Genomic DNA, 21,686 nt, shown 5'->3' with positions numbered 1-21,686 from the left:
AACGGTCCCGGACTGTGCGTAGCGTTGAACAGGAGCGACGCCCTGACGGGTGCGGGTTGTATGCGTGGGCGGTGCGCTTGTCTGCGGTGCGCGGCGTGACAGGTTCCTGGGGCCGCGCGTTGGGTGAAGTCCGTGACTTTGACGGGCGTACGGGAGGAGCTGCGGCGTGGACGACGAGGTTCAGCAGCCGGAGTATGAGTTCGGGGCGGGAATTCTGGCCGTGTTCGGGCGGCAGTTGAAGCTGTTCCGCGAGCGGGCTGGGATGGACCGCGCGAAGCTCGGGTCGCTGACTGGTTACTCGGCCTCGACCATCGCGTCGTTCGAGCAGGGAAGACGTATTCCGCCGCCGAAGTTCATCGACCGGGCGGATGAAGTGCTCGGGGCGGGCGGGGTGTTGAGCGCGAGCAAGCAGGAGGTGGCTCGGGCTCAGTATCCGGCGTTCCTTCGGGATGCGGCCAAGTTGGAGGCCGAGGCGGTCGAGCTTTACGTGTACGACACCCACGTGGTCAACGGCCTGTTGCAGACAGAGGAGTACACGCGGGCTTTGCTGGGGATGCGGCGCCCGCTGCTGGACGAGGCGACCATCGAGCAGCGCGTTGCAGCGCGGCTCGCACGACAGGAGATCTTCGATAGGTGGCCCGCCCCGTTGCTGAGCTTCGTCATGGAGGAGCCGGTTGTACGGCGGCCGCTCGGCGGTGAGCACGTATGGCGCGGACAGCTTGAGCAGTTGCTTTTGCTCGGTCAAAAGCGAAACGTCGAGCTTCAGGTGATGCCGCTCGACCGCGAGGACAATGCTGGTGTCGATGGCGCGTTCACCTTGCTGACGCCAAGGCAGGGGCAGCAGGTCGGCTACATAGAGGCTCAAGGCCGGAGCACACTGGTCACAGAGCGGGACGCGGTCCATGCGCTGTCCGCGCGCTATGGGATCATCCGAGCGCAGGCTCTCACCCCGAGTGAGTCCCTGGCCTTCATCGAGAAGCTGTTGGGAGAGAGATGAACGCTGAAGCAAGGCGCGGTCCCGTGCCTGCACTTGTCTGGGTCAAGAGCAGCTACAGCGGCGCTGAGGGTGGTCAGTGTGTTGAGGTCGCCGCCCGCCCCGGCAGGGTCCACGTCCGCGACTCAAAGGACACAACCCGTACCGCACTGGGCGTACAACCCACGGCCTGGACCGCGTTCGTCCAGTTCGCGGCACTCTGACAGGAGCAGGGCCCTCGGCAGGCGCGCGCTTGCCAAGGGCCCTGTGTGTCTCCCCGAGCCGGGCCCGAACTGGGCCCATCCAGGGCGCACGCCCACGCTGTCATCAGCGCGGGTTCAGTGCTCGGCGGGCCGAGTTGATGACTGCTGCCGGCCCGTTCTCGCCACGCCTCCGTCCGCTCGCTGGAACGCTACGCCCGCCCCGGCGTCGACGCCGTCGCCCGTCATGTCGCCGAGCGCGATCCCGCCGCACGTCCCCGGACGTGACGCCCTTCGTTCGCGGCTGGTGACGCCTTCTCACCGGCACCCTTGGACCCCGGCGCTGTTCAGTCGCCGGCCCGGATCAGCCCGCTCTCGTAGGCGAAGATGACGGCGTGGACACGGTCGCGGAGGCCGAGTTTGGTCAGGATGCGGCCGAGGTGGGTCTTGACGGTCGTCTCCCCGACGAAGAGGCGGTCGGCGATCTCGCGGTTGGCCAGTCCCCGGGCGACCAGGGCGAGGACTTCCCGTTCCCGGTCGGTGAGCGCGGCCAGACGGCCGCGCTGGGCGGGCACGGTCGCGGGGGCCTGCAGGACGAAGCGTTCGACCAGGCGCCGGGTGAGCGAGGGCGCCACCATGAGCTCGCCCCGCAGCACCGCGCGGACGGTGACCAGGATCTCCTCGGCGGGGGCGTCCTTGACGAGGAAGCCGTTCGCTCCGGCCCGCAGGGCCGCGTAGGCGTACTCGTCGAGGTCGAAGGTGGTGACGACGAGGATCTTCGGCGCGTGGGGCTGGGCGCAGAGGCGTTCGGTGGCGGCGAGCCCGTCCAGGCCGGGCATGCGTACGTCCATCAGGACGAGGTCCGGCTCCAGGGCGGCCACGCCCGTGATCGCCGCGTCGCCGTCGGCGGCCTCGCCCACCACGGTGAGGTCGGGCTGGCTGTCGACGACCATGCGCAGGCCCATCCGGATGAGCTCCTGGTCGTCGCAGATCAGCACCCGCGACGACGACGGAGCGGGAGCCGGGGTCGGGGGCGGGGTCGGGCCGGTCATGGGGTCGCCGTGGTGGGCTCGGGCCCGGCGGGGCGCAGGGTGGCGGTGACCCGGTAGCCGCCGCCGGGTGCGGGCCCGGCGTCGACGCTCCCGCCGTACAGGGCGGCGCGTTCGCGCATGCCGGTGAGTCCGCGGCCGGAGGAGAGCAGCGGGGCGGGGTGCTCGGCCGCCGCTCCGGCTCCGGCCGAGTTCTCCACCCGGACACGGACCAGCCGCCCGGGCCCCTCGCAACCGGTGTCGACCCGTACGTGGATCGTGGCGTCCGGCGGCGCGTGCTTGACGACGTTGGTGAGCGCCTCCTGCACGATGCGGTACGTCTGCGCGGTGAGATCCGCGGGAAGACCGCCCCGCTCTCCGCGAAGGTCCAGCCGGGCGCGCGTGCCGCCCGTGTTGAGGCGCCCGACCAGCCGCCGCAGATCGGCCGACAGGAACTCGGCTGCCCCACCGTCACCGGGTCCGGGTCCGGGGCCGCCGGCTGAGGCGTCCGTGTCGGGAGTGCGCAGCACGTCCAGCAGCCGGCGCAGTTCGTCCAGGGCCTCGCGGCCGGTCGCGCTGATGACGCCGAGGGTGCGGTCGACGACCGTGGGGTCGGTGTGCCGCATCAGCCTGCCGCCCTCGGCGTTCAGCACCATCACGCTCACACTGTGCGCGAGGACGTCGTGGATCTCGCGGGCGATGCGCGCCCGCTCCTCGGCGACGGCGACCCGGGCCAGGGCCAGGCGCTCCGACTCGGCGAGCACGGCCCGCCGCTCGAACTCGGCGACATAGGCGCGCCGGGCACGGACGTACTCGCCGAACACCCAGGCCCCGGCCAGCAGCAGCCCCACCGCGAGCGGGGTGAGCCAGGCCCCCCGGGCGCCCTGGCCTCCGTAGTCCCGCTGCCACGAGGGAATCCACAGCAGCACGCAGCAAGCCGCACAGAGCACCGTCGCCGCGGCGGCCCGGCGCAGGCCGCGTACGGTGAGGGTGGCCAGGACCGCGGCCAGGGCGACGGCGCCGCGTCCCGGTTCCTGTCCCCACACCTGGCCGAGGTACTGCGCCCAGAACGCGGCCGTCACCAGGGCCGCGACGAGCACCGGCCGGCGGCGGCGCCACAGCAGGGGCAGCACCAGGGCCGCGTACACGGCCGTCTGTACCCAGACGGGCCGCCAGCCGGGCTGCGGGCGGATCACCGGGGGCACGGCCACCAGCACGACCAGCAGCAGGTCCGTCAGCCACGAATGTCCGCGCCGCAGACGGGACAGTGTCTCGATCAGCCGTTGCACCGCCTCACGCTACGGCCGGGGCCCGCTCCCGGCATCGTCCTGACGGGCGTCACCGGGTCCTCCCGCAGTCGTACGGGCACCGGCCGGGGATACGACGTGCGGCCACCCGGGGTGCTTCCAGCATGGCCGCCATGTCGATCACCACCGAGTTCCTCAGACGGCCTCTCATGACCGGTGCCGTGGCGGCCAGTTCACGGCGACTGGCGTACGCGATGACCGAGGGCATCGGACTGAAGCGCGCCCGGCTCGTCGTCGAACTCGGCCCGGGGACAGGGGTGTTCACCGACGCGGTGCTCGCCCGGCTCGCACCCGACGCACGGCTCGTCGCCATCGAGCTCAACCCGGTGCTCGCCGCCCGGCTGTCGGCCACCCGGCGCGACAGCCGGCTGACCGTGGTCCAGGGCTCGGCCGCCGAGCTGGCCGCCGCGGTGGGCGAACCGGTCGACGCGGTGGTCTCCGGGCTGCCGTGGACGGTCATGCCGCGGGAGAGGCGCGGGCACATCCTGGACGCCGTGACCGAAGTCCTCGCGCCCGGGGGCCGGTTCACCACCTTCGCCTACCTGCACGCGGCCCGGACTCCGCCTGCCCGCCACTTCACCGCCGAACTGGCCCGCCGCTTCCACCGGTTGGAACGCTCGAAGGCGGTGTGGGCGAACCTCCCACCCGCTTTCGTGCACCGGGCCACCCAGCGGCCGTGACCGCGCCGCCGGATGCCCCGGCCGAAGCGCGGGTCCTCGACGCGCCTCACCCTGGGCACATCGGGACCCTCCTCGTCCGTGCGGTCGCTCCGTGAACGGACCTCGGCACCAGGCCGCGCACGGAGGGGTCGTCTCAAGGGGCAACAGGTTCGGAAGGTCCGGAAGGGGCCCCTGCGCCGCAATGGACTGCTCCACTCCACACAACCTTCCGGAAGCCCGCCGGTCTGAACAGACACACACCTACGCGAACCACTGGGGGGCAGTCATGCGACGGTTCGGTACTGCACTGGCCACGATGATTCTGGCGGGCGGCGGCCTGTTGGCCGGCACGGCTCCGGCGGTGGCCGCGCCGACGGCAGCGGACTGTGCCGTGACGTGGGGAAGCCTGGACAAGACCGGTGACTCCGTCACCTCCAGGCGACTGACCGACGTGAGGACGGGACAGCACGAGTGCTTCGACCGCCTGGTCTTCGACGCCGAGGGTACGGCGGCCGACCCGATCCGTTACACCGTCCGGTACGTCGACGTACTGCACCAGGACCCGAGCGACGCCGTGGTTCCGATCAAGGGCGGAGCCATTCTGGAGATCTCGCTGTTCTCCCCGCGCTACGACGGGGAGACCGGAGAGCCCTACCCGCCGCTTCCGCTCGTCGACGTCGCCGGATACCGGACCTTCCGGGAGTTCAAGTTCACAGGCGGCTCCGAGGGCTACACCCAGGCCGGACTGGGTGTCCGCGCCCGGCTGCCGTTCCGGGTCTTCCAGACAGCCAACCATCTCGTGGTGGACGTGGCTCACACCTGGTGACCGCATACGGGCGGGGGCGGGGGTGCTTCCCGGGCCCACGAAGTCAGTGGTGGCCGCCGTCGACGTCCGAGTGGCGGCCACCTCGCCGAAGGCCGCTCGACCAGGGCGTTCGGCCGGCCGGCGACGCCCACCGCGGCCTCTGCACTGACAGAGAGGGGAGGCCCGGTCACCCTGCCGGTCATGGACCACCCCGAAGCAGTGCTGCTTTCATCGGCACATAAGCTTCACGCAGCATCCGTGCTCTCCACTGCTTCTTCGCATCTCTCGGGGGAACGATCTCCGTGCTTCAACGGAAGTACTTCGGCGCGCTTGGCGTGGCTGCCCTGTCCGTGGCGCTCGCTGCCTGCAGCAACACCGCCACGCCCACGGCTGCAAAGCCTGTCGCGTCGAACAGCTCCACCGCGTCCAGCCCGGCATCCCCCTCCCCGACTCCACAGGCAGCGCTCCTCACCAAGACCCAGCTCACGTCCGCTCTGCTGTCGCTGTCGCAGATGCCTGCCGGCTGGTCGACCGACAGTGACACCAGTTCGGGCAACAAGACGTTCTGCGACTACCACCAGCCGCACAAGGCGCGGATCCAGGTCTCCCGCACCTTCCAGAAGGGTGGAGGGCTGACCGCCACGTTTGCGACTGTGGGCATTCGGCAGTACGCGAGCGCGAGCGATGCCGCCGAGTCGTTCACCGCGATGGAGAAGGCGCTCGAGACCTGTCACCAGGAGACCTATCAGGGGTCAGTGCTGAAGTACTCGCCGATGAGCGTGGACAAGCTCGGCGACCGGTCCCTGGGCGTACGCATCGACAACGACGGCACCACGGTGCTCCAGCAGTTCACCCTCGACGGGCCCACCCTGATCAACGCCGGCACCGGCGGCCTCACCAACGCGGAAGCCGACACGGCCACCAAGCTTCTGCGCGACCAGGTCGACCGGTACGAGGCCGCAGCCCGCAAGTAGGGAAGGCCGACGGATCCACCTGCGGTGTTCCGGCCGTCGCGGCGCCCCGGCAGCGGACGGAGGGTATTCCTTGCGAGGGCGGTGGGTGTACCGATGTAGGGTGCTATGCGCAGGCCGTGCGAGTGGTCGTTCAGTGCGAGGGGGGCATGAAGCGCATGCGACACCAGCCCGCCTCCCTCGGCCTGGCCGATGCCGTGCACGTCGTTCCCGCACAGCGGCACGCGACCGATCTCCTCCTCGCCACCGGCCAGGACCATCGGCACGCCGCACCGCCCGTCGGCAGCCCGTACTTCCGAGCCATGCCCTACGGGCTGGACGGGTGACGGGCAGCGGCCCCGGGCAGCAGACCCGCACCACATCGAGTACGAGCAGCAGCACCCGAAACACTGTCAGGGAGAGCGAGACCCGCAATGGCCCAGCAGCCGCTCCTCCGCGATGTCATCGACATCAAGGAGTCCATTTCCACGTCGGACTTCGTGCTGTCCCTCGCCGAGGCGACGACACCCGAGGGCGCCGGGCACGCGCTCGAGGACTACGTCGTCACCGAGCGGCTGCTGGAGAACTTCGACGAGGCGCTGAAGCTCATCAAGTCCTCGCTCGACGGGCACCGTTCCAAGGCCGCGTACCTGCACGGCTCGTTCGGTTCCGGTAAGTCGCACTTCATGGCCGTCCTGTACGCGCTCCTCAGCGGCAACCCGGCCGCCCGCGCCCGTACCGAGTTCGACCCGGTGCTGACCAAGCACGAGTGGCTGACCACGGACGGCAAGAAGTTCCTGCTCGTGCCGTACCACATGCTCGGCGCGAAGGCCCTGGAACAGCGGGTGCTCGGCGGGTACGTGCACCATGTCAAGAAGCTGCACCCGGAGGCCCCGACCCCGCAGGTCTACCGGACCGACTCCCTCTTCGCCGACATCCGCGCCATGCGTGCCAACATGGGCGATGAGGCCGTCATCCGGGGCCTCGGCACCGGTGTGGACGACGATGACGAGGACGAGTGGGGCGAGGGCTTCGCCTGGACCCCGCAGCTCCTGGACACCGCGCTCGCCGCCGAGGAGAACCACGAGGCGGGCGTATCGCTCAATCTCCTGAACCCCTCCGCCCCCGCCGAACTGCGCGCCAAGCTCGTCAACGACGCCAGCACCAATCTCCTCCCCGGCTTCGCCAAGAACGCCGCCGAGGACGAGCACGGCTTCATCTCTCTCGACGCCGGTCTGTCCGTCATCGCCGAGCACGCCAAGTCGCTCGGCTACGACGGCCTGATCCTCTTCATGGACGAGCTGATCCTCTGGCTCGCCACCCTCATCCACGACCAGAAGTTCGTCGCGCGCGAAGCCAGCAAGATCACGAACTTCGTGGAGGGCGGTGACGCGCGCCGTGCCATCCCCGTCGTGTCGTTCATCGCCCGCCAGCGCGACCTGCGTGAACTGGTCGGCGAGGAAGTCTCCGGTGCCGCCGAGTCATCCATCCAGGACACCCTGAACCTGGCCTCCGGCCGGTTCGACAAGATCACCCTGGAGGACCGCAACCTCCCGCAGATCGCCCACGCCCGCCTTCTCAAGGCGAAGGACCCCGAGGCGGAACGCCTCGTCGACGCGGCCTTCGAGCAGACCAAGCGCGTGGGTCCCCAGGTCTGGGACACCCTCCTCGGCTCCGAGAAGGGGACGACCGGCGCCGACGCGGAGTCGTTCCGGCTGACGTACCCCTTCTCGCCGGCGTTCATGGACACCCTCGTCCACATCTCGTCCGCGCTGCAGCGCTCCCGTACCGGTCTGAAGCTGATGGGCCAGCTCCTCGCCGACCACCGCAACGAGATCCGCCTCGGGCAGCTCATCCCCGTCGGCGACCTCTACCCGGTGATCGCGGCGGGCGGCGACAAGCCGTTCACCGACAGCCTGAAGGTCGTCTTCGAGGCCGCCGACAAGCTCTACAAGACCAAGCTGCGGCCCTACCTCCTCACCTCGTACGACATCACCGAGGACGACGTCGAGCAGTACGTCAACCGTCCCGAGGCCATCACCGACCCCCAGCGCGCCAACCGCTGCCGCATGTTCGTCGGCGACAACCGGCTCGTCTGCACGCTCCTGCTGTCCGCGCTCGCGCCCAGCGTGCCCGCGCTGTCCGAGCTGACCATCCGGCGGCTCGGTGCGCTCAACCACGGGTCGGTGCTCGCACCCATCCCGGGCGCCGAGGTCGGCATCATCAAGAACAAGGTCGCCGAGTGGGCGGCCAGGTTCCCGGAGATCAAGGAGACCGGCACCGACGCCAACCCGGGCGTACGCCTGGAGCTGTCCGGCGTCGACGTGGACTCGGTCATCGCCAACGCCCAGGTCAACGACAACCCGGGCAACCGTGCGGCGCTCGCCCGCCGCCTGCTGTCCGAGGAACTGGGCGTCGAGCACGGCCAGTTGAGCGACCAGCTCACCTTCACCTGGCGCGGCACCGCCCGCACCTCCGAGATCCTGTTCGGCAACGTCGCCGACGAGGACGAGCTGCCGGACCACGACCTGATGCCACAGGAGGAGGGCCGCTGGCGCATCGCCATAGACCTCCCCTTCGACGAGGGTGAGTACGGGCCCCGCGAGGACGCCAACCGGATGCAGCGGCTGCGTGAGCGCCAGCAGGGCGAGCGGTCCCGTACCGTCGCCTGGCTGCCCGCGCACCTGTCGGCGCAGCGCTTCGCCGACTTCCGCCGCCTCGTCGTCATCGACAAGGCCCTCGCCGACGAGCACCGCTTCGACACCCAGTACGCCGGCCACCTCAACGCCGACAACCGCAGCCGCGCCAAGGGCCTCCTCGAAACCCAGCGCGAGGCCCTGCTCAAGCAGGTCAAGGGCGCCTTCAAGCAGGCGTACGGGCTCGCCCAGAAGCAGCCGGCCGACGTCGTACCCGACTTCGACGACCACCTCGTCGCGCTGCCCGACGTGGACGGACTCACCCTGTCCTTCGGGCAGAGCCTGCACGACGGCATCCGGCATGTCGCGGGCAAGCTGCTCGCCCACCAGTACCCGGCGCACCCGGACCTCGACCCCGACGCCACCGGCATGGCCGTCAAGCCCGCCGACACGAAGAAGGTCTTCGCTCACGTCCGGGCCGCCGCCGAGGCACGCGACGGGCGGGTGGAGGTCCCCGCCGCCGACCGCAAGCTCATGCAGCGGATCGCCGGGCCCCTCCGCCTCGGACAGCAGAAGGAGGCGTACTTCGAGCTGTCCCGCTACTGGGCCGACCACTTCCGCCAGCTCGCCAGCGCCCAGGGCGTCACCGGGGACCTGTCCCTGATCACCCTCACCGACTGGATGGACAAGCCGGACCCGCGCGGCCTGCCCGACTTCCTCGCCCGGCTCGTCGTCGCCGCCTTCGCCGAGATGGACGACCGGGTGTGGGTGCGCGTCGGCACCGTACTGGACCCCGCGCCCGAACTGGCCGGGATCAAGGACCATGACGCGCTGCGCAGCCAGCCGCTGCCCGCCGAGTCCGACTGGGACACGGCACGGCAGCGCTTCGAGACGGTCTTCGGGCAGAAGGCGCCCGCGCTGCGGCGCGGCCGGATGGTCAACCAGTTCGCCCGCCAGATCATCGAGTCCGCCCGCACCCACCGGGACCACGCGGCCGACCTGGTGCACCAGTTGGAGGCCCACGCCACCTTCCTCGGCCTCGACCAGACCGCCGACGCCGGACGGCTCGCCCTCGCCCGCCGCTCCCTGCAACTGCTGGACGCGCTCACGGCGGAAGCCGGCAAGGGCGCGGCCGGGGCGAAGAAGACCGTGGAGGCCCTGGCTTCGTTCGACCTGGGCGAGACCAGCGCCGACCGGTACGGCACCTCCATCAAGCAGGCCCGTAGCGTCGCCGAGGCCGTCGCCTCCGCGCCCTGGAGCACTCTCGAACTCGCCGCCGGGCTCGGCCCCGAGGGGGCGGCGCTGCTCGACTCGCTGCGCAACGTGGCCCGCGACGACCAGCGCACCGCGGACCTGCGCGACGCCCTGACCCGCACCCAGCGCGAGGTCGTCGCCCTGGTGAAGCGCACCCAGGCCGCCGCCCAGCCGTCCGCGCCTCCCGTCGCACCCCAGCCGACGGCCGACGACCTGTCCCTGAACACGCCGACCAGCGACCCGCGCATCCCCTACACCCCGCAGCAGACACCCACTCCGGGCTCCTCGGGGAGCGGCGCCGCGCGGACGTCCGGTGGCCGCCGTACGACCGCCGCGCGGGCCGCCGCCGACCTCCAGGCGGAGCTGTCCGAACTGGCCGCCCGCCACCCGGACGCGACCATCGAGATCACCTGGAAGGTCGTCGAATGACGGACACCGTCGCTGTCGTCCCGGGCGCCGTCCGGCTGAACACCGCGACCGTCACCCAGTACCTGTCCTCGCAGTCCTCCCTCGCCGACTCCCTGACCGGGGGCGGCGGGGGCAGGCGCCGGGTCGTGCTGCTGCGGTCCGCGCCCCAGTGGGACGGCCCCGCGGAACCCGTCTGGGGCGAGGGCCGGACGGCCGGTGTGGCGGTGGCGCCCTCGCCGCTCGCCGTCCACGAACTCGTCCTCGACCACCTCGCGGGCCGGCGCCCCGGCCCGGCCGTCCTGGTCGTCCTCACCGACCGCGAGCAGAACGAACTCGACCCGGCGATCCTCGCCCGCGTCCACAAACTGCGCATCGACACGGTCGACAGCTGGGACGTCGTACGGGAGGCGTTCGGCGCCCGGCAGATCGACCCGCGCCTGCGGGACGTCAACTGGGCCGCCGAAGCCCTGCTCGACGCCACCCCACCCGGCGGCTGGCCGGCCGTGCCCGGCGGCTGGCTGTCCCGGCAGTACGCCCTCACCGCACTCGCCCAGCGCCGCCTGCGCCTGGGCCGCTACGACACCGAGGGCGGCACGCGACGCCCCGGCCCCGGCGACGACCGGCTCGACGCGCAGACCCTGCTGCACTGGTCGACCCGGCCCGGCGCCCCCGAACGGCTGCTGGGCCTGCGCGGCCCCGAACGCGCCGGACTGACCGCCTTCCTCGGCGAGGAGGACCAGGCCGGCCTGGCCGGACGCGCCCTGCTCGCCCTCGTCGACGCCGAACGCGGCGCGGACGCCGCCGCCTTCGGCCTGGTCTGCGCGGCCCTGTGGCTGCACGCGGAGCCCGCCCCCGAGACGTACCAGGCCCGTGGCCGTGCCGAACGCTACTTCGGCGACCAGCCCCCGGCGGCCGACGACCAACTCGACGCCCTGGTGACCGTCTTCGGCCGGTCCGCCGAGGAGTACGCGACCGCGCTGCTCTCAGCCGGCCGCCGCAACGGCGGCGCCGACGCCGACCAGGCCCGTGAGGCACGCCGTACCACCGGCACCGTGCTGGACCGGGCGGCCGTGCTGGCCCGCCAGTTCGGCGCGGAGGCGGCCGTCGGAGCGAGCCCCGTCCTGCGCGGCGGGCTCGACGCCCGGTTCACCGCCGTCGGACGGGCCCTGGCCGAGGGCGACAGAGGCACGGTGGCGGCCGCCGTCCGGCGCCTGGAGGACCACCGGCTCGCCGCCGAACCGGAGGAGTCCGCCCGCATCGCACGCGCCCGCATGGGACAGCGCCTCGCCCGCTGGCTGGCCACCGACTCGCCCGCCGAAGTCCCGACGGTGGCCGACGCCGTACAGCGGCACGTCGCCGAGACCGGCTGGGTCGACCTCGCCCTGGAGCACATCGAGGCCGGCGGCGATCCCGACCCCGTCCTCAAGGCCGCCTACGACACCCTCGGCACACGCGTACGGGACCGGCGGCGGCAGATCGACGCGTTCTTCGCGCGCACCCTGGCCGCCTGGACCGAGGCCGGCACCCAGCCCGGCTCCATGCTCACCGTCGAGACCTTCCTCGACCGCGTGGTCGGACCGGTCGTCCGGCGCGGGGAGGAGCGGCGGGTGCTGCTGCTCCTGCTCGACGGCATGAGCGCCGCCATAGCGAACGAACTCGGCGAAGAACTGCGCGCCTCCTGGGCGGAGTTCGACCCGCTGCCCGAAGGCGCCCCGCTCCGGCGCGCGATGGCCGCCGCCCTGCCCACCCTCACGGCCGTCTCCCGCACCTCGCTCTTCGCAGGCACCCTGATGAAGGGCACCCAGGCGGATGAGAAGCGGCTCTTTCCCGCGCTGAGACTGTGGGGCGGGGCCCCGGCCGCCGTGTTCCACAAGGACGACCTGCGCACCGACACCGCGGGCGAAGCCTTCGGACCTGCCCTCACGGAAGCGCTCAGCGACGGCAGGACTCACGTCGCCGTCGTCCTCAACGCCATCGACGACCGCCTCGCCAAGGAACAGAAGCTCGGCGACGGCGCCTGGCACGTCGACGATGTACCCGGCCTGCGCGATCTGCTGCGGGTGGCGGCGGCCCAGGGCATGGCCGTCATCGTCACCAGCGACCACGGCCACGTCGTCGACCGGCACGGTACGAAGGCCGACGCCGCCACGGAACCCGCGTCGGCCCGGCACCGCCCGTCCGGCGGGGGGCCACTGGCCGACCGGGAGATCGTCCTCTCCGGACCGCGCGTGGTCTGGCCCGAGTCCGGAGCGTCCATCGTCGCGCTCTGGGACGCCGACTCCCGCTACACCGCCCTCAAGGCCGGCTACCACGGCGGGGCCTCCCTCGCCGAGTTCACCATCCCCGTGCTCGCCTTCCTGCCGTTCGGAGCGGAACCGCCTCCCGGCTGGCGGGAGTTGGGCGACCAGCGGCCGGTCTGGTGGGCGCCGGAGGAGGTCGGGGGGACGCCGCTGCCGAGTGAGCGGACCACTGAGCTCGCGGTGGGCGCGACTCCCGCAGCACCGAAGAAGCCGACGGGGAAGGCCCAGAAGCAGCAGGCGGAACTCGCCCGGACGCACGAGGCGCTCTTCGACGTGGGGCTGACCACCGGGGGAGACGACGCCCTCCTCACCCCGACCGTCGTCTCGCCGGCCGAGGCGCTCGTGACGGCCCTGCTCGACTCGGAGACGTACCAGGGGCAGCTCGGCGGTCTCGCCCGCAAGCCGCAGCAGGAACAGGTCCACAAGGCCCTCACCGCCCTGCTCGACGCGGGCGGCACCCTGCCGGTCACCGCTCTCGCTCAGCGTGCAGGCATGCCGACCACCCGGGGTGACGGCTTCGCCGCCGTCCTGCGGCAGCTCCTCAACTACGACGGCGTACAGGTACTGGAGACCCTGCCGGACGGGCGCACCGTACGGCTCCACGAGGCGCTGCTGCGCGAGCAGTTCGCCCTCGGGGCGGGCAGATAACCGCTCGGCTGACTACGGGGCGAGCGCCGGAGGCACCTGCGCACTGTATCCGTTGCTTACGGCCCTCCTGAAGCTATTCGATGCGGCGGCCCCGGTTTCGGTTCGCGAAGGGACGCTTCCCGTGGATGTCGATGAACTCGGTGATCAGCTGGGTCTCGGCTTCGCCCGGATCTCGATCCGGCGTCGGCCGCCATCCGACCAGCAACGAGTCCGAGTCGGCCAACTGCCAGATGTAGCGCCCACCCCAGTGGCCAACCGCTTCGCCGGCGCCGTGGCGCCGGTACTCGTCGAGCCGCTTCCGGATTCCGCGCCGACTGCTCTTGCCCATGGTCGCCTTGCCGACGTACAGCAGCGTGGCTTCGTCGACCCAGGCATCAGCCAGCGCCTCGCGGGACACGGAGGGGTCGCGACCCTGGAAGTGCCCAGCCGGACTCCGCTCCAGAAACTCCGGGGCGGACAGACAGGGGCGCATGACGACGTAGGTGCCGGCCTCCTGCGGCACGCCGTGCTCCGTCAGCTTCGCGAAGGGGACGAATCCGGAGAAACCGCGCTCCTTGAGGAACTCCCGCGTCAGCGCTTGGTCGGTCATGCACGGCATGCTCTCACGCGGATGCGACAGGCCGGATGGGGCTACGGGCTGCTCAGTGACGGTCGGTGTGCCGAATCTTCGTAGGGCGGACGATGCCCCGCGTCACCGACTGCACCTCCCTGTCCGGCCCCGTACGACAGCGCTCCAGGGAATGGAACACTGTAGCCGTGAGCACCACCGGTTCCCAGCGCCCCGCCCAGGTCAGCGCCGCCCGCCGCCGTACCGTCATCGACGCGCTGCGGCGCGGCGCCGTGCCCGAGAGCGGACTCGATCTGCTGGCCACCGGACTCGGCCGGTTCGAAGGGGCCCTGGACGCGGAACTGGACGCGGTGGCGTCCGGCGGTTCCGTGTTCAAGGCGGTGCGGGGTGAGTACGGGTCCGGCAAGACGTTCTTCACCCGCTGGCTGGGGGAGCGGGCCAAGCGCCGCAACTTCGCCGTGGCCGAGATCCAGGTCTCGGAGAACGAGACGCCGCTGCACCGGCTGGAGACGGTCTACCGGCGGCTCACCGAGCGTCTGACCACCTCCAGCTTCCCGCCCAGTGCCCTGCGGCCGGTCGTGGACGCCTGGTTCTACGCCCTGGAGGAGGACGCCCTCGCTGCCGGGGCGAGTGAGGACGAGCTGCCGGGCGAGGTGGAGAAGCTGCTCGTCGCGCGGCTCGCCGAGGTGTCCCGGCACGCCCCGTCCTTCGCCACCGCCCTGCGCGGCTACCGGGCCGCGCTGGCGGACGGCGACGAGGCGACCGCCGCGGCAGTCCTGGCGTGGCTCGGCGGCCAGCCACACGTCGCGGCCTCCGCCCGCAGGTCCGCCGGGGTGCGCGGCGACCTCGACCACTTCGGTGCCCTGGGCTTCCTGCAGGGGCTCCTCACCGTGCTGCGGGACTCCGGGCACACCGGGCTGTTCGTCGTCCTCGACGAGGTGGAGACGCTCCAGCGGGTCCGGTCGGACGCCCGGGACAAGGCGCTCAACGCGCTGCGGCAGCTCATCGACGAGGTGCACTCCGGTCGCTTCCCGGGCCTGTACCTCGTCATCACCGGCACGCCCGCCTTCTACGACGGTCAGCAGGGCGTGCAGCGCCTCGCCCCGCTCGCCCAGAGGCTCGCCACCGACTTCACCACCGACCCGCGCTTCGACAACCCCCGCGCCGTGCAGATCAGGCTGCCCGGCTTCAACCAGGAGTCACTGGTCGGCCTCGGCGCCACCATCCGCGACCTGTACGCGGAGGCCGCGGTGTCGCCCGAGCGCGTGCGGACGGTCGTCGACGACGCCTACGTCGCGGACCTCGCGCGGGCCGTCGGCGGGGCGCTGGGCGGCAAGGTCGGGGTGGCTCCCCGCCTGTTCCTGAAGAAACTCGTCGGGGACGTGCTCGACCGCGTGGACCAGTTCGACGACTTCGACCCCCGGCAGCACTACCGGCTGACGGTCGCGAGCAGCGAACTCACCGACGTGGAGCGCAACCTCGCCGCCACGGTCTCCGGCGGCTCCGCGTCGGCCGACGACATCGACCTGGAGCTGTGATGGCGGACGCCGACAGTCCTGCCGGGACGGGCACGGGCGGGGGCGGGGGCGACGTACTCGACCGGCTCGACCCCGTCGTCCTGCACCACATCGTCAACACCCTCGGCTGGCCCGACCTGCGGCCACTCCAGCGGGCGGCGATCCCGCCCCTCATGGACGGGCAGGACGCCGTACTGCTGGCCCCGACGGCGGGCGGCAAGACCGAGGCGGCCTGCTTCCCGCTGCTGTCGGCCATGGCCGGACAGAGGTGGACCGGCACGTCCGTGCTGTACCTGTGCCCGCTCAAGGCGCTCCTCAACAACCTCGTCAGCCGCGTCGACACCTACGCCCAGTGGCTCGGGCGGCGCGCGGCACTCTGGCACGGCGACACCAAGGAGTCGCAGAGGCAGCGCATCCGCGCCGAGGCGCCGGACGTCCTGCTGACCACGCCCGAGTCGCTCGAGGCGATGCTGATCGGCGTCAAGACCGACCACGCGCGCCTGCTGGGCAGCGTACGGGCCGTCGTCGTCGACGAGGTGCACGCCTTCGCGGGCGACGACCGGGGCTGGCACCTGCTCGCCGTGCTCGAACGTCTGGAACGGGTCACCGGACGGCCCATCCAGCGCATCGGGCTCTCGGCGACCGTCGGGAACCCCGCCCAGCTGCTGCACTGGCTCCAGGGCGCGGGCGCCGACAGCCGTGCCGGACAGGTCGTCGCCCCGGGAGTGCAGCTGCCGCCCGCTTCAGACGGAGCCGGCCATCCTGACAAGGCCGCAACCGCCCGACTTCCCAGACCCGCGGGTGAGGTGGAACTCGACTACGTCGGTTCCCTCGACAACGCGGCCAAACTCATCGCCGCACTGCACCGGGGAGAGAAACGGCTCGTCTTCTGCGACTCCCGCCGCCAGGTCGAGGAGCTGGGCGCCGCGCTCCGGGCCCGCGAGGTGACCGTCTTCCTGTCCCACGCCTCCCTCTCCGTCGACGAACGCACCCGCTCCGAGCAGGCCTTCGCCGAGGCACGCGACTGCGTCATCGTCTCCACCTCCACCCTCGAACTCGGTATCGACGTCGGCGACCTGGACCGCGTCATCCAGATCGACTCACCGGCCTCCGTCGCCTCGTTCCTGCAACGCATCGGCCGCACCGGCCGCCGCCCCGGCACCGTACGCAACTGCCTGTTCCTCACCACCCGCAAGGACACGCTGCTGCAGGCGGCGGGCCTGCTGCTGCTGTGGTCCCGCGGCTGGGTCGAACCGGTCGTCCCCCCGCCCGAACCGCGCCACCTGGTGGCCCAGCAACTGCTCGCCGCCACCCTGCAACAGCACAAACTCGGCGACCAGTTGTGGGACCGGCAGTGGAACGGCCTCGCCCCCTTCGACAGATCCGCCGCCCCCATCCTGCGCCACCTCACCGAGGAGGGCTTCCTCGACAGCGACGGCGGCATGCTCTTCGTCGGCCCGGAGGCAGAACGCCGTTTCGGCAAGCGGCACTTCATCGAACTCACCGCCTCCTTCACCGCGCCGCCCCAGTTCACCGTCCTGTCCGGGCGCACGGAGATCGGCCGCACCGACCCCAGCGTGCTCACCGAGGAACGGCCCGGGCCACGGCGGTTGCTGCTCGGCGGACGCAGCTGGCAGGTCACGTACATCGACTGGCTGCGCAAACGCGTCTTCGTCGAGCCCGCCGACGGCGGCGGCGTCGCCAAGTGGATGAACGGCGGTGTCGCCGGACTGTCGTACGCCCTGACGCGCGCCATGCGCGAGGTGCTGCTGGGCACGGATCCGCCGGTCTCCCTCACCCGGCGCGCGCAGGCGTGCCTGGCCGAACAGCGCGAGATGGACGCACCTGACACCGTGCACCCGGGCGGCACCCTCGTGACCCGTGTCGGCAAGGACGTGCGCTGGTGGACCTGGGCCGGCTACCGCGCCAACGCGACCCTGGCCGCCACCCTCCGCTCGGCCACCGACCCCCTGCAACGACCCACCGACGCCTGGCTGCGCCTGCGCGAGGACCTCACCCCGGCCGGCTGGCGCGCGGCCCGCGAGGACGTCGGCGACAACCTCGTCCTGCCCGACGTGGACCACCGCGCCGTACGCGGCCTGAAGTTCTCCACCGCCCTCCCGGAACGCCTCGCCGTGGCTACGGTGGCGGCCCGCTTGGCCGACTTCGAGAGCGCTCGCGCGGTGCTTGGCGAACCTGTGCGCTTTCAGTCCACCGGCTGAATCGGGAAGCGAAGAAGATGCCCTGGCAGCGCGAGAGAACTCGTGCGGCGGGTGCATGACTTGTGACGTTCCGCCGGGAGGCGGATCCGGATGTCTCCTTTACCGCCCGGGTATCCGCAGATTGATCGGCGTCCGGTCGCGCAAACCGTCCAGGACCGTATGGTCGACGGCGGGCCGGGGTCTGGGCGCAGCCGCGGTGAGAGCGATGGTGCCACGGTCGCTCAGCGCGGTCTGCCACTCGCTCGGCCGGGGACGGGTTCCGCGCTCGCCCGCGGCCTGTGAGAAGAGCCTGCGTACGGCGGCGTCCTGGCGGTCGTTCAGGCAACCGGCGACGAGCGTCAGATCCTTCCCCGGCATGACATACGGGTCCCGGGTGAGGATCCGCGCCGCCACGAGGGCCGTCTTGTACGCGTCCGTGTCCACCGTCGCCTCCGTGGAAGGCACCAGCGGATCGTTCCAGTCGGGAGTGGCGGCCTGGGCCTGTACGGCTGCGCGCCCCACACGGCGGAAGCCGTCGCAGTCCAGGAAATGGACGGCGGTATCCGGAGTGAGAGACCACAGGACGTTCGCCTGCGATATGTCCCCGATGACGAGCCCGGCGCTGTGGAACCAGCCGATGGCCTCCACGCAGGCCAGAGTAAGAGCCCTGCGCTTCTCCGGAGTCGGCTGCGACACCTCCTGCCAGGCCACCTTGGGCGGCCTGATCAGGTACTGGAGCTCGAGGAGCTTTGTCGACCCGGCGGCGGTGCGCCACGTCATCTCCGACGGGGCACGCCGCATGAGAAAGCCCAGCGTCCGGCCGCCCTCCATGACCCGGCACAGCGGCCAGGCGGCAAGCGAATCGAGGCGGCTGAGGTCGGACGCGCCGAGGCTCTGCCGAAAGGCCACCAGGTCGGCGAGGGCCCCGCTGTTGACCTTGGACGGATCCTTGTACTCCTTGAAGAGCAGCGAACCGTCGGCAAGAGCATGCACCTCGCCCTGGCCGCCACTGCCCACCCGGTCCCGTAGCGCGAGCGACGAGCGGGTGACGGGTGCTGCCCCCGAGGCGATCGACGAAGCGGCCGACCGTGCTCACCGGCGCCATGGACAACGTGACGGGTGAGATCACCTATGGTCAGAACACGGGAATTCCCAGCCCGCTGCACCCCGTCCTCCAGGACCGCATTGACAACTTCCAGGGCGAGGGCGCGGACTTCAAGGGAGTGCCCGGGAGCCACTCCGAGATCAATGCCCTGAACCAGGGGATGCTGGCTCGTCCCGGCTCCACCCTCGAAGAGTTCACTGTCTACAATGTCCGGCTCAAGGGCACGCTGAAGGGGCAACGCATCATCCGGTGCGAGAACTGCCAGCAGATAACGAACGGGGTACGGGAAATTGAATGAGGTTCCCGACGACGACCTCGATTTCGACGAGGATCTGATCTACACGTACCGGGGCAAGCTGTTCACGGGGATCGGATACGAGGAGTCGGACGGCCGGCGGATCTCCGAGATCCGCTACGTGAACGGCAGGCAGGAGGGCGTCTCACGCGATTGGCATGCGGAAGGGAGCCTGTCCGAAGAGGCCACGTACCGTCAGAACGTCCTGCACGGCAGGCGCGTTTGCTACGACACCGAGGGGCATGTGCTGCTCGAGGAGGAGTACGAGTACGGAATCCTGCTGTCCAAGGTCGAGCGCGACTCCGACGGGGAGGTGACGGACTCCTTCGAGCTGAAACCCACGGATCCGCTGTGGAACACCTTGGCCGACTTCAGGGAACGTTTCAAATGGTGAAACCACGGAAGGAAATCTGTTCTCTTTTCGGCGTGAAAAGTGATGCGAACCGCCGGCGAAATCAGTCAGGGTTCGGGATGGCTCGGGTGATTCTCGATGGCCGGGACTTCCTTGAGGAGCCGCCAGGTGCCGAGGCATCGATGAGGTTCCGGGGAGCCTCAGCCGGCCGGCGGGCGTGGACGGTGAGCGCGACCTGGTCCCGGGCGGGACGGAGCGGCACGGGGTTTTTCCCCTGTACACAGTACGAGTGAATCAGCCGTTCTTTCCTGTCGGTGCTGGTGGTGGGCCCTTTACGGTCTTCGAAGGGATACGGCGGCTGCAGGGGAGGTCCTGCGGGCGGGTGCCGGTTGAAAGGCGCACCTGATGTTGGGCTTGGGGAACTCGCCGGACGTGCCCGGATCCCGGCCGGGCCGCTGCCGTTGGACCAGGGCGGCGGTGTGGGTCGCGGTCGGTGTGGCATGCCTCGTGGGAACGGCGCTGACTGCCGCCGGGTGGTGGGCGGTTGGAAGTATGTCCGCGTGGATGGCGGGCTTCGGTCCGTCCGTTGGCTGCTGGGTGTTGACGGTGTCTTTGGTGCTCCGCGCGTGCGGGGTGAGCGGCCGGGTACGGACGCGTCTGCTGCTGTTGGCAGCCTCTGCCGGGACCGGGTGCGTGTACCGGGTCGCGGTCAACGTGTTGTCGATCCACCCCCTGGCGTGGGGGCTGGGCGCGCGAACCTCGCGCGGTTGGCTGGTGGTCACCGGAGTGACCATGGCGGTCGGCCTGGGGATGGCCGGACTGGTGGTCGCGGCCGACGCCGGGACGGGGCGGCAGATATGGCTGCTGCGCGTGCTGGACGGGATCGTCGCAGCCGGGTCCGTGTTCATGACGGGATGGCTGCTGCTGCGAAGAGCCGGCGAAGGCTGGCATCTGGAGACGGGAGTGGTTGGCGTCCTCTGGGCGGCGGAAGTCGCCTTCCTGGGGTTCTTGGTTGCTCTGCGCCGTCTCGTCCGGAGCGATCAGCAGGCCACGGTGTGGGTGGCGGTCGTCGGACTGTCTCTCACGTTGATCGGCGACACCCTGCGGCTGTGGCGGGCCGGCCAGCATGTCCCCGAGGTGATGTCTTCCCGACTGGCCGACGCCTGCGTCACCGCGGGGCTGCTGGTGGTGGCGTTCGGCCCTTGGGTACCCGGTGGCGCGACCATCCTGGGTACCGGTCGGCCGACGCTGCGGTTGGGCGTGGAGGGCGCCGCCGCATTCATTGTCCTCACCGTCTGTACCGTCACGGTGCTCGGATTCGTGTTGGACCCCCTTGCCGACCCGGTACCGCTTCTGGTCGGCGGCACGGTACTGCTGGGCCTTTGGGCACGCCGGACGCTCCTGCCGAGCCCGAACACCGGAAGGGATGGCTGACTTCTCGGATGGCGTGATCAGGGTGGAGGCCGGGAGCACTTCGGGGATCCCGGGTGCGGGGGAGGGATGGAGGGTGGGTGGGCTCCGGCGCCCGTCGCGCAGCGCGGCCTTCTGGCGCAGCGCGGCCTCCTGGCGTAGCGCCGTTCGGGATGGTGGGGGGCCGGGCCGAACCCAACGGCCGCCAGGCCGGCGGAGGTGGCTCGCCCCGGTGCCTCACCTCATCCCACCGTCGGGCTCGGTGACACCGTGCTGTTCGCCGGTGGAGTGAGGACGACCTGCGGCTGGCCTGCGGCCGGGGGCGGTGGAGTCAGGTCCTGGGCCGGGAGGTCGGGGGCGGTGGTCTCCTGGGTGAGGACCTGGGTGAAGTCGACCAGGCCGGTTTTCTCCACGGCGGAGATGTGGTCCAGGACGGTGTTGTTGACCTGGTTGGCCAGGGCGCGGATCAGTGTGTTCCTCGTGGTGGTGCGGACGGCTGCGACCGTGGTGAGGAACTGGCCGTTCGTCGTGCGGACGGTGGTGGCCAGGTCCGTGTCGAACTGCTTGCCGCTCTCGGCGTTCAGGCGGGACTCGAAGCCCTGCTGTTGGGGTGACGGCTGGTCGGGCAGCGTGATGCCCAATTGGCCGGCGGCATTGCGGCAGGCGGCGTCCAACGCGGCGTCCCCGGCGACCAACTGCTCTCCAGCGCTTCTGACTGCCTTGGTGGTCCCCTTCTTCAACGCCTTTTCGCCGACGGGGTACTCCCACAGGCCGGCCGCGCGCACCTTGACCACGAAGTCCCGGTCGGCTGCCGTCAGGGGGCCGGTCGCCGGGTGGGCGAGGACCCGCGAGGGTGCGCTGCTGACCTTCTGGACTCCGAGCATGGCGGGGTAGAGGAGGGAACCAAGGGTGAAGCTGATCGCGCCACCTATGAAGAGAGTTCCCGCCGCCTTCCGTGAAACGAGCACCGTGTCTCCTGATCCGGTTCATCGGATCCCGCACACACCGCACATACGGATGTGGGCGCCTGAAGAACCTCTTGGGCTCGTCATGGGTTGGCAAAGAGATCG

18 protein-coding genes are annotated in these 21,686 nt (G+C 71.0%); 13 read left to right on the top strand and 5 right to left on the bottom strand.

Going from position 1 to position 21,686, the window contains the following annotated elements; all coding sequences use genetic code 11:
- The first annotated feature begins 166 nt into the window (after window positions 1–166).
- The gene (locus MKW14_RS31070) at window positions 167–997 is read left to right on the top strand and encodes a helix-turn-helix domain-containing protein (protein WP_240868203.1); all 831 of its coding nucleotides are present in this window, start codon (window positions 167–169) and stop codon (window positions 995–997) included.
- Window positions 994–1,197: a DUF397 domain-containing protein gene (locus MKW14_RS31065; protein ID WP_240868201.1), complete on the top strand. Its 204-nt coding sequence runs from the start codon at window positions 994–996 to the stop codon at window positions 1,195–1,197. Before MKW14_RS31070 ends, MKW14_RS31065 begins: the two co-directional genes overlap by 4 nt.
- Before the next feature lie 323 nt (window positions 1,198–1,520).
- Here MKW14_RS31065 and MKW14_RS31060 read toward each other — a convergent pair whose 3' ends face one another.
- Both MKW14_RS31060 and MKW14_RS31055 read right to left on the bottom strand, forming a co-directional pair.
- Window positions 1,521–2,225 carry a response regulator gene (locus MKW14_RS31060; RefSeq protein WP_240868199.1) on the bottom strand — a complete coding sequence of 235 codons (705 nt, stop codon included), beginning with the start codon at window positions 2,223–2,225 and terminating at the stop codon, window positions 1,521–1,523.
- Complete coding sequence (locus tag MKW14_RS31055) at window positions 2,222–3,490, bottom strand: sensor histidine kinase (protein ID WP_240868197.1); 1,269 nt, start codon at window positions 3,488–3,490, stop codon at window positions 2,222–2,224. Before MKW14_RS31055 ends, MKW14_RS31060 begins: the two co-directional genes overlap by 4 nt.
- Window positions 3,491–3,621: 131 nt before the next feature.
- Between MKW14_RS31055 and MKW14_RS31050 the strand changes: the two genes are divergently transcribed.
- The 6 genes from MKW14_RS31050 (at window position 3,622) to pglZ (ending at window position 13,168) form a co-directional block, all read left to right on the top strand.
- Entirely contained in the window at window positions 3,622–4,188 is a 567-nt protein-coding gene (locus MKW14_RS31050; RefSeq protein WP_240868195.1) for a class I SAM-dependent methyltransferase, read from the top strand.
- Between the two features lie 265 nt (window positions 4,189–4,453).
- Window positions 4,454–4,993, top strand: coding sequence for an AMIN-like domain-containing (lipo)protein (locus tag MKW14_RS31045; protein WP_240868192.1), 540 nt, complete (start codon window positions 4,454–4,456; stop codon window positions 4,991–4,993).
- 281 nt (window positions 4,994–5,274) lie between these two features.
- Window positions 5,275–5,946 (top strand): hypothetical protein, encoded by a 672-nt coding sequence (locus MKW14_RS31040; protein ID WP_240868190.1) that lies wholly within the window; start codon window positions 5,275–5,277, stop codon window positions 5,944–5,946.
- A gap of 146 nt (window positions 5,947–6,092) precedes the next feature.
- Complete coding sequence (locus MKW14_RS31035) at window positions 6,093–6,269, top strand: hypothetical protein (protein WP_240868187.1); 177 nt, start codon at window positions 6,093–6,095, stop codon at window positions 6,267–6,269.
- Between the two features lie 87 nt (window positions 6,270–6,356).
- Window positions 6,357–10,241 carry a BREX-2 system ATPase PglY gene (pglY, locus tag MKW14_RS31030; RefSeq protein WP_240868184.1) on the top strand — a complete coding sequence of 1,295 codons (3,885 nt, stop codon included), beginning with the start codon at window positions 6,357–6,359 and terminating at the stop codon, window positions 10,239–10,241.
- On the top strand, window positions 10,238–13,168 hold the full coding sequence (pglZ, locus tag MKW14_RS31025) for a BREX-2 system phosphatase PglZ (RefSeq protein WP_240868181.1): 2,931 nt from the start codon (window positions 10,238–10,240) through the stop codon (window positions 13,166–13,168). Before pglY ends, pglZ begins: the two co-directional genes overlap by 4 nt.
- Before the next feature lie 73 nt (window positions 13,169–13,241).
- Here the strand turns inward: pglZ and MKW14_RS31020 are convergent, their stop codons facing one another.
- Window positions 13,242–13,757 (bottom strand): hypothetical protein, encoded by a 516-nt coding sequence (locus tag MKW14_RS31020; RefSeq protein ID WP_240868177.1) that lies wholly within the window; start codon window positions 13,755–13,757, stop codon window positions 13,242–13,244.
- Between the two features lie 167 nt (window positions 13,758–13,924).
- Between MKW14_RS31020 and brxD the strand changes: the two genes are divergently transcribed.
- Window positions 13,925–15,274 carry a BREX system ATP-binding protein BrxD gene (gene brxD / locus MKW14_RS31015; RefSeq protein ID WP_240868174.1) on the top strand — a complete coding sequence of 450 codons (1,350 nt, stop codon included), beginning with the start codon at window positions 13,925–13,927 and terminating at the stop codon, window positions 15,272–15,274.
- Window positions 15,274–17,475, top strand: a complete 2,202-nt coding sequence (locus MKW14_RS31010; RefSeq protein ID WP_240868171.1) for a DEAD/DEAH box helicase — start codon at window positions 15,274–15,276, stop codon at window positions 17,473–17,475. Before brxD ends, MKW14_RS31010 begins: the two co-directional genes overlap by 1 nt.
- 99 nt (window positions 17,476–17,574) lie before the next feature.
- Here the strand turns inward: MKW14_RS31010 and MKW14_RS31005 are convergent, their stop codons facing one another.
- Window positions 17,575–18,447 (bottom strand): hypothetical protein, encoded by an 873-nt coding sequence (locus MKW14_RS31005; RefSeq protein ID WP_240868168.1) that lies wholly within the window; start codon window positions 18,445–18,447, stop codon window positions 17,575–17,577.
- Window positions 18,448–18,506: 59 nt separating this feature from the next.
- Between MKW14_RS31005 and MKW14_RS31000 the strand changes: the two genes are divergently transcribed.
- The 3 genes from MKW14_RS31000 (at window position 18,507) to MKW14_RS30990 (ending at window position 20,640) form a co-directional block, all read left to right on the top strand.
- A complete protein-coding gene (locus MKW14_RS31000; protein WP_308314655.1) occupies window positions 18,507–18,857 on the top strand; it encodes a YwqJ-related putative deaminase in 351 nt (116 codons plus the stop codon).
- On the top strand, window positions 18,850–19,248 hold the full coding sequence (locus tag MKW14_RS30995) for a toxin-antitoxin system YwqK family antitoxin (RefSeq protein WP_240868163.1): 399 nt from the start codon (window positions 18,850–18,852) through the stop codon (window positions 19,246–19,248). The genes MKW14_RS31000 and MKW14_RS30995 overlap by 8 nt, the downstream gene beginning before the upstream one ends.
- A gap of 651 nt (window positions 19,249–19,899) precedes the next feature.
- Window positions 19,900–20,640 carry a hypothetical protein gene (locus MKW14_RS30990; RefSeq protein ID WP_240868162.1) on the top strand — a complete coding sequence of 247 codons (741 nt, stop codon included), beginning with the start codon at window positions 19,900–19,902 and terminating at the stop codon, window positions 20,638–20,640.
- Between the two features lie 218 nt (window positions 20,641–20,858).
- Here MKW14_RS30990 and MKW14_RS30985 read toward each other — a convergent pair whose 3' ends face one another.
- Entirely contained in the window at window positions 20,859–21,548 is a 690-nt protein-coding gene (locus MKW14_RS30985; RefSeq protein ID WP_240868313.1) for a DUF4142 domain-containing protein, read from the bottom strand.
- Window positions 21,549–21,686 lie beyond the last annotated feature (138 nt).

Source organism: Streptomyces gilvus, assembly GCF_022513565.1.
Taxonomy (GTDB): domain Bacteria; phylum Actinomycetota; class Actinomycetes; order Streptomycetales; family Streptomycetaceae; genus Streptomyces; species Streptomyces gilvus.
Note: the sequence above shows the minus strand (reverse complement) of the source record. Positions and strands in the feature narration are given on the sequence as shown.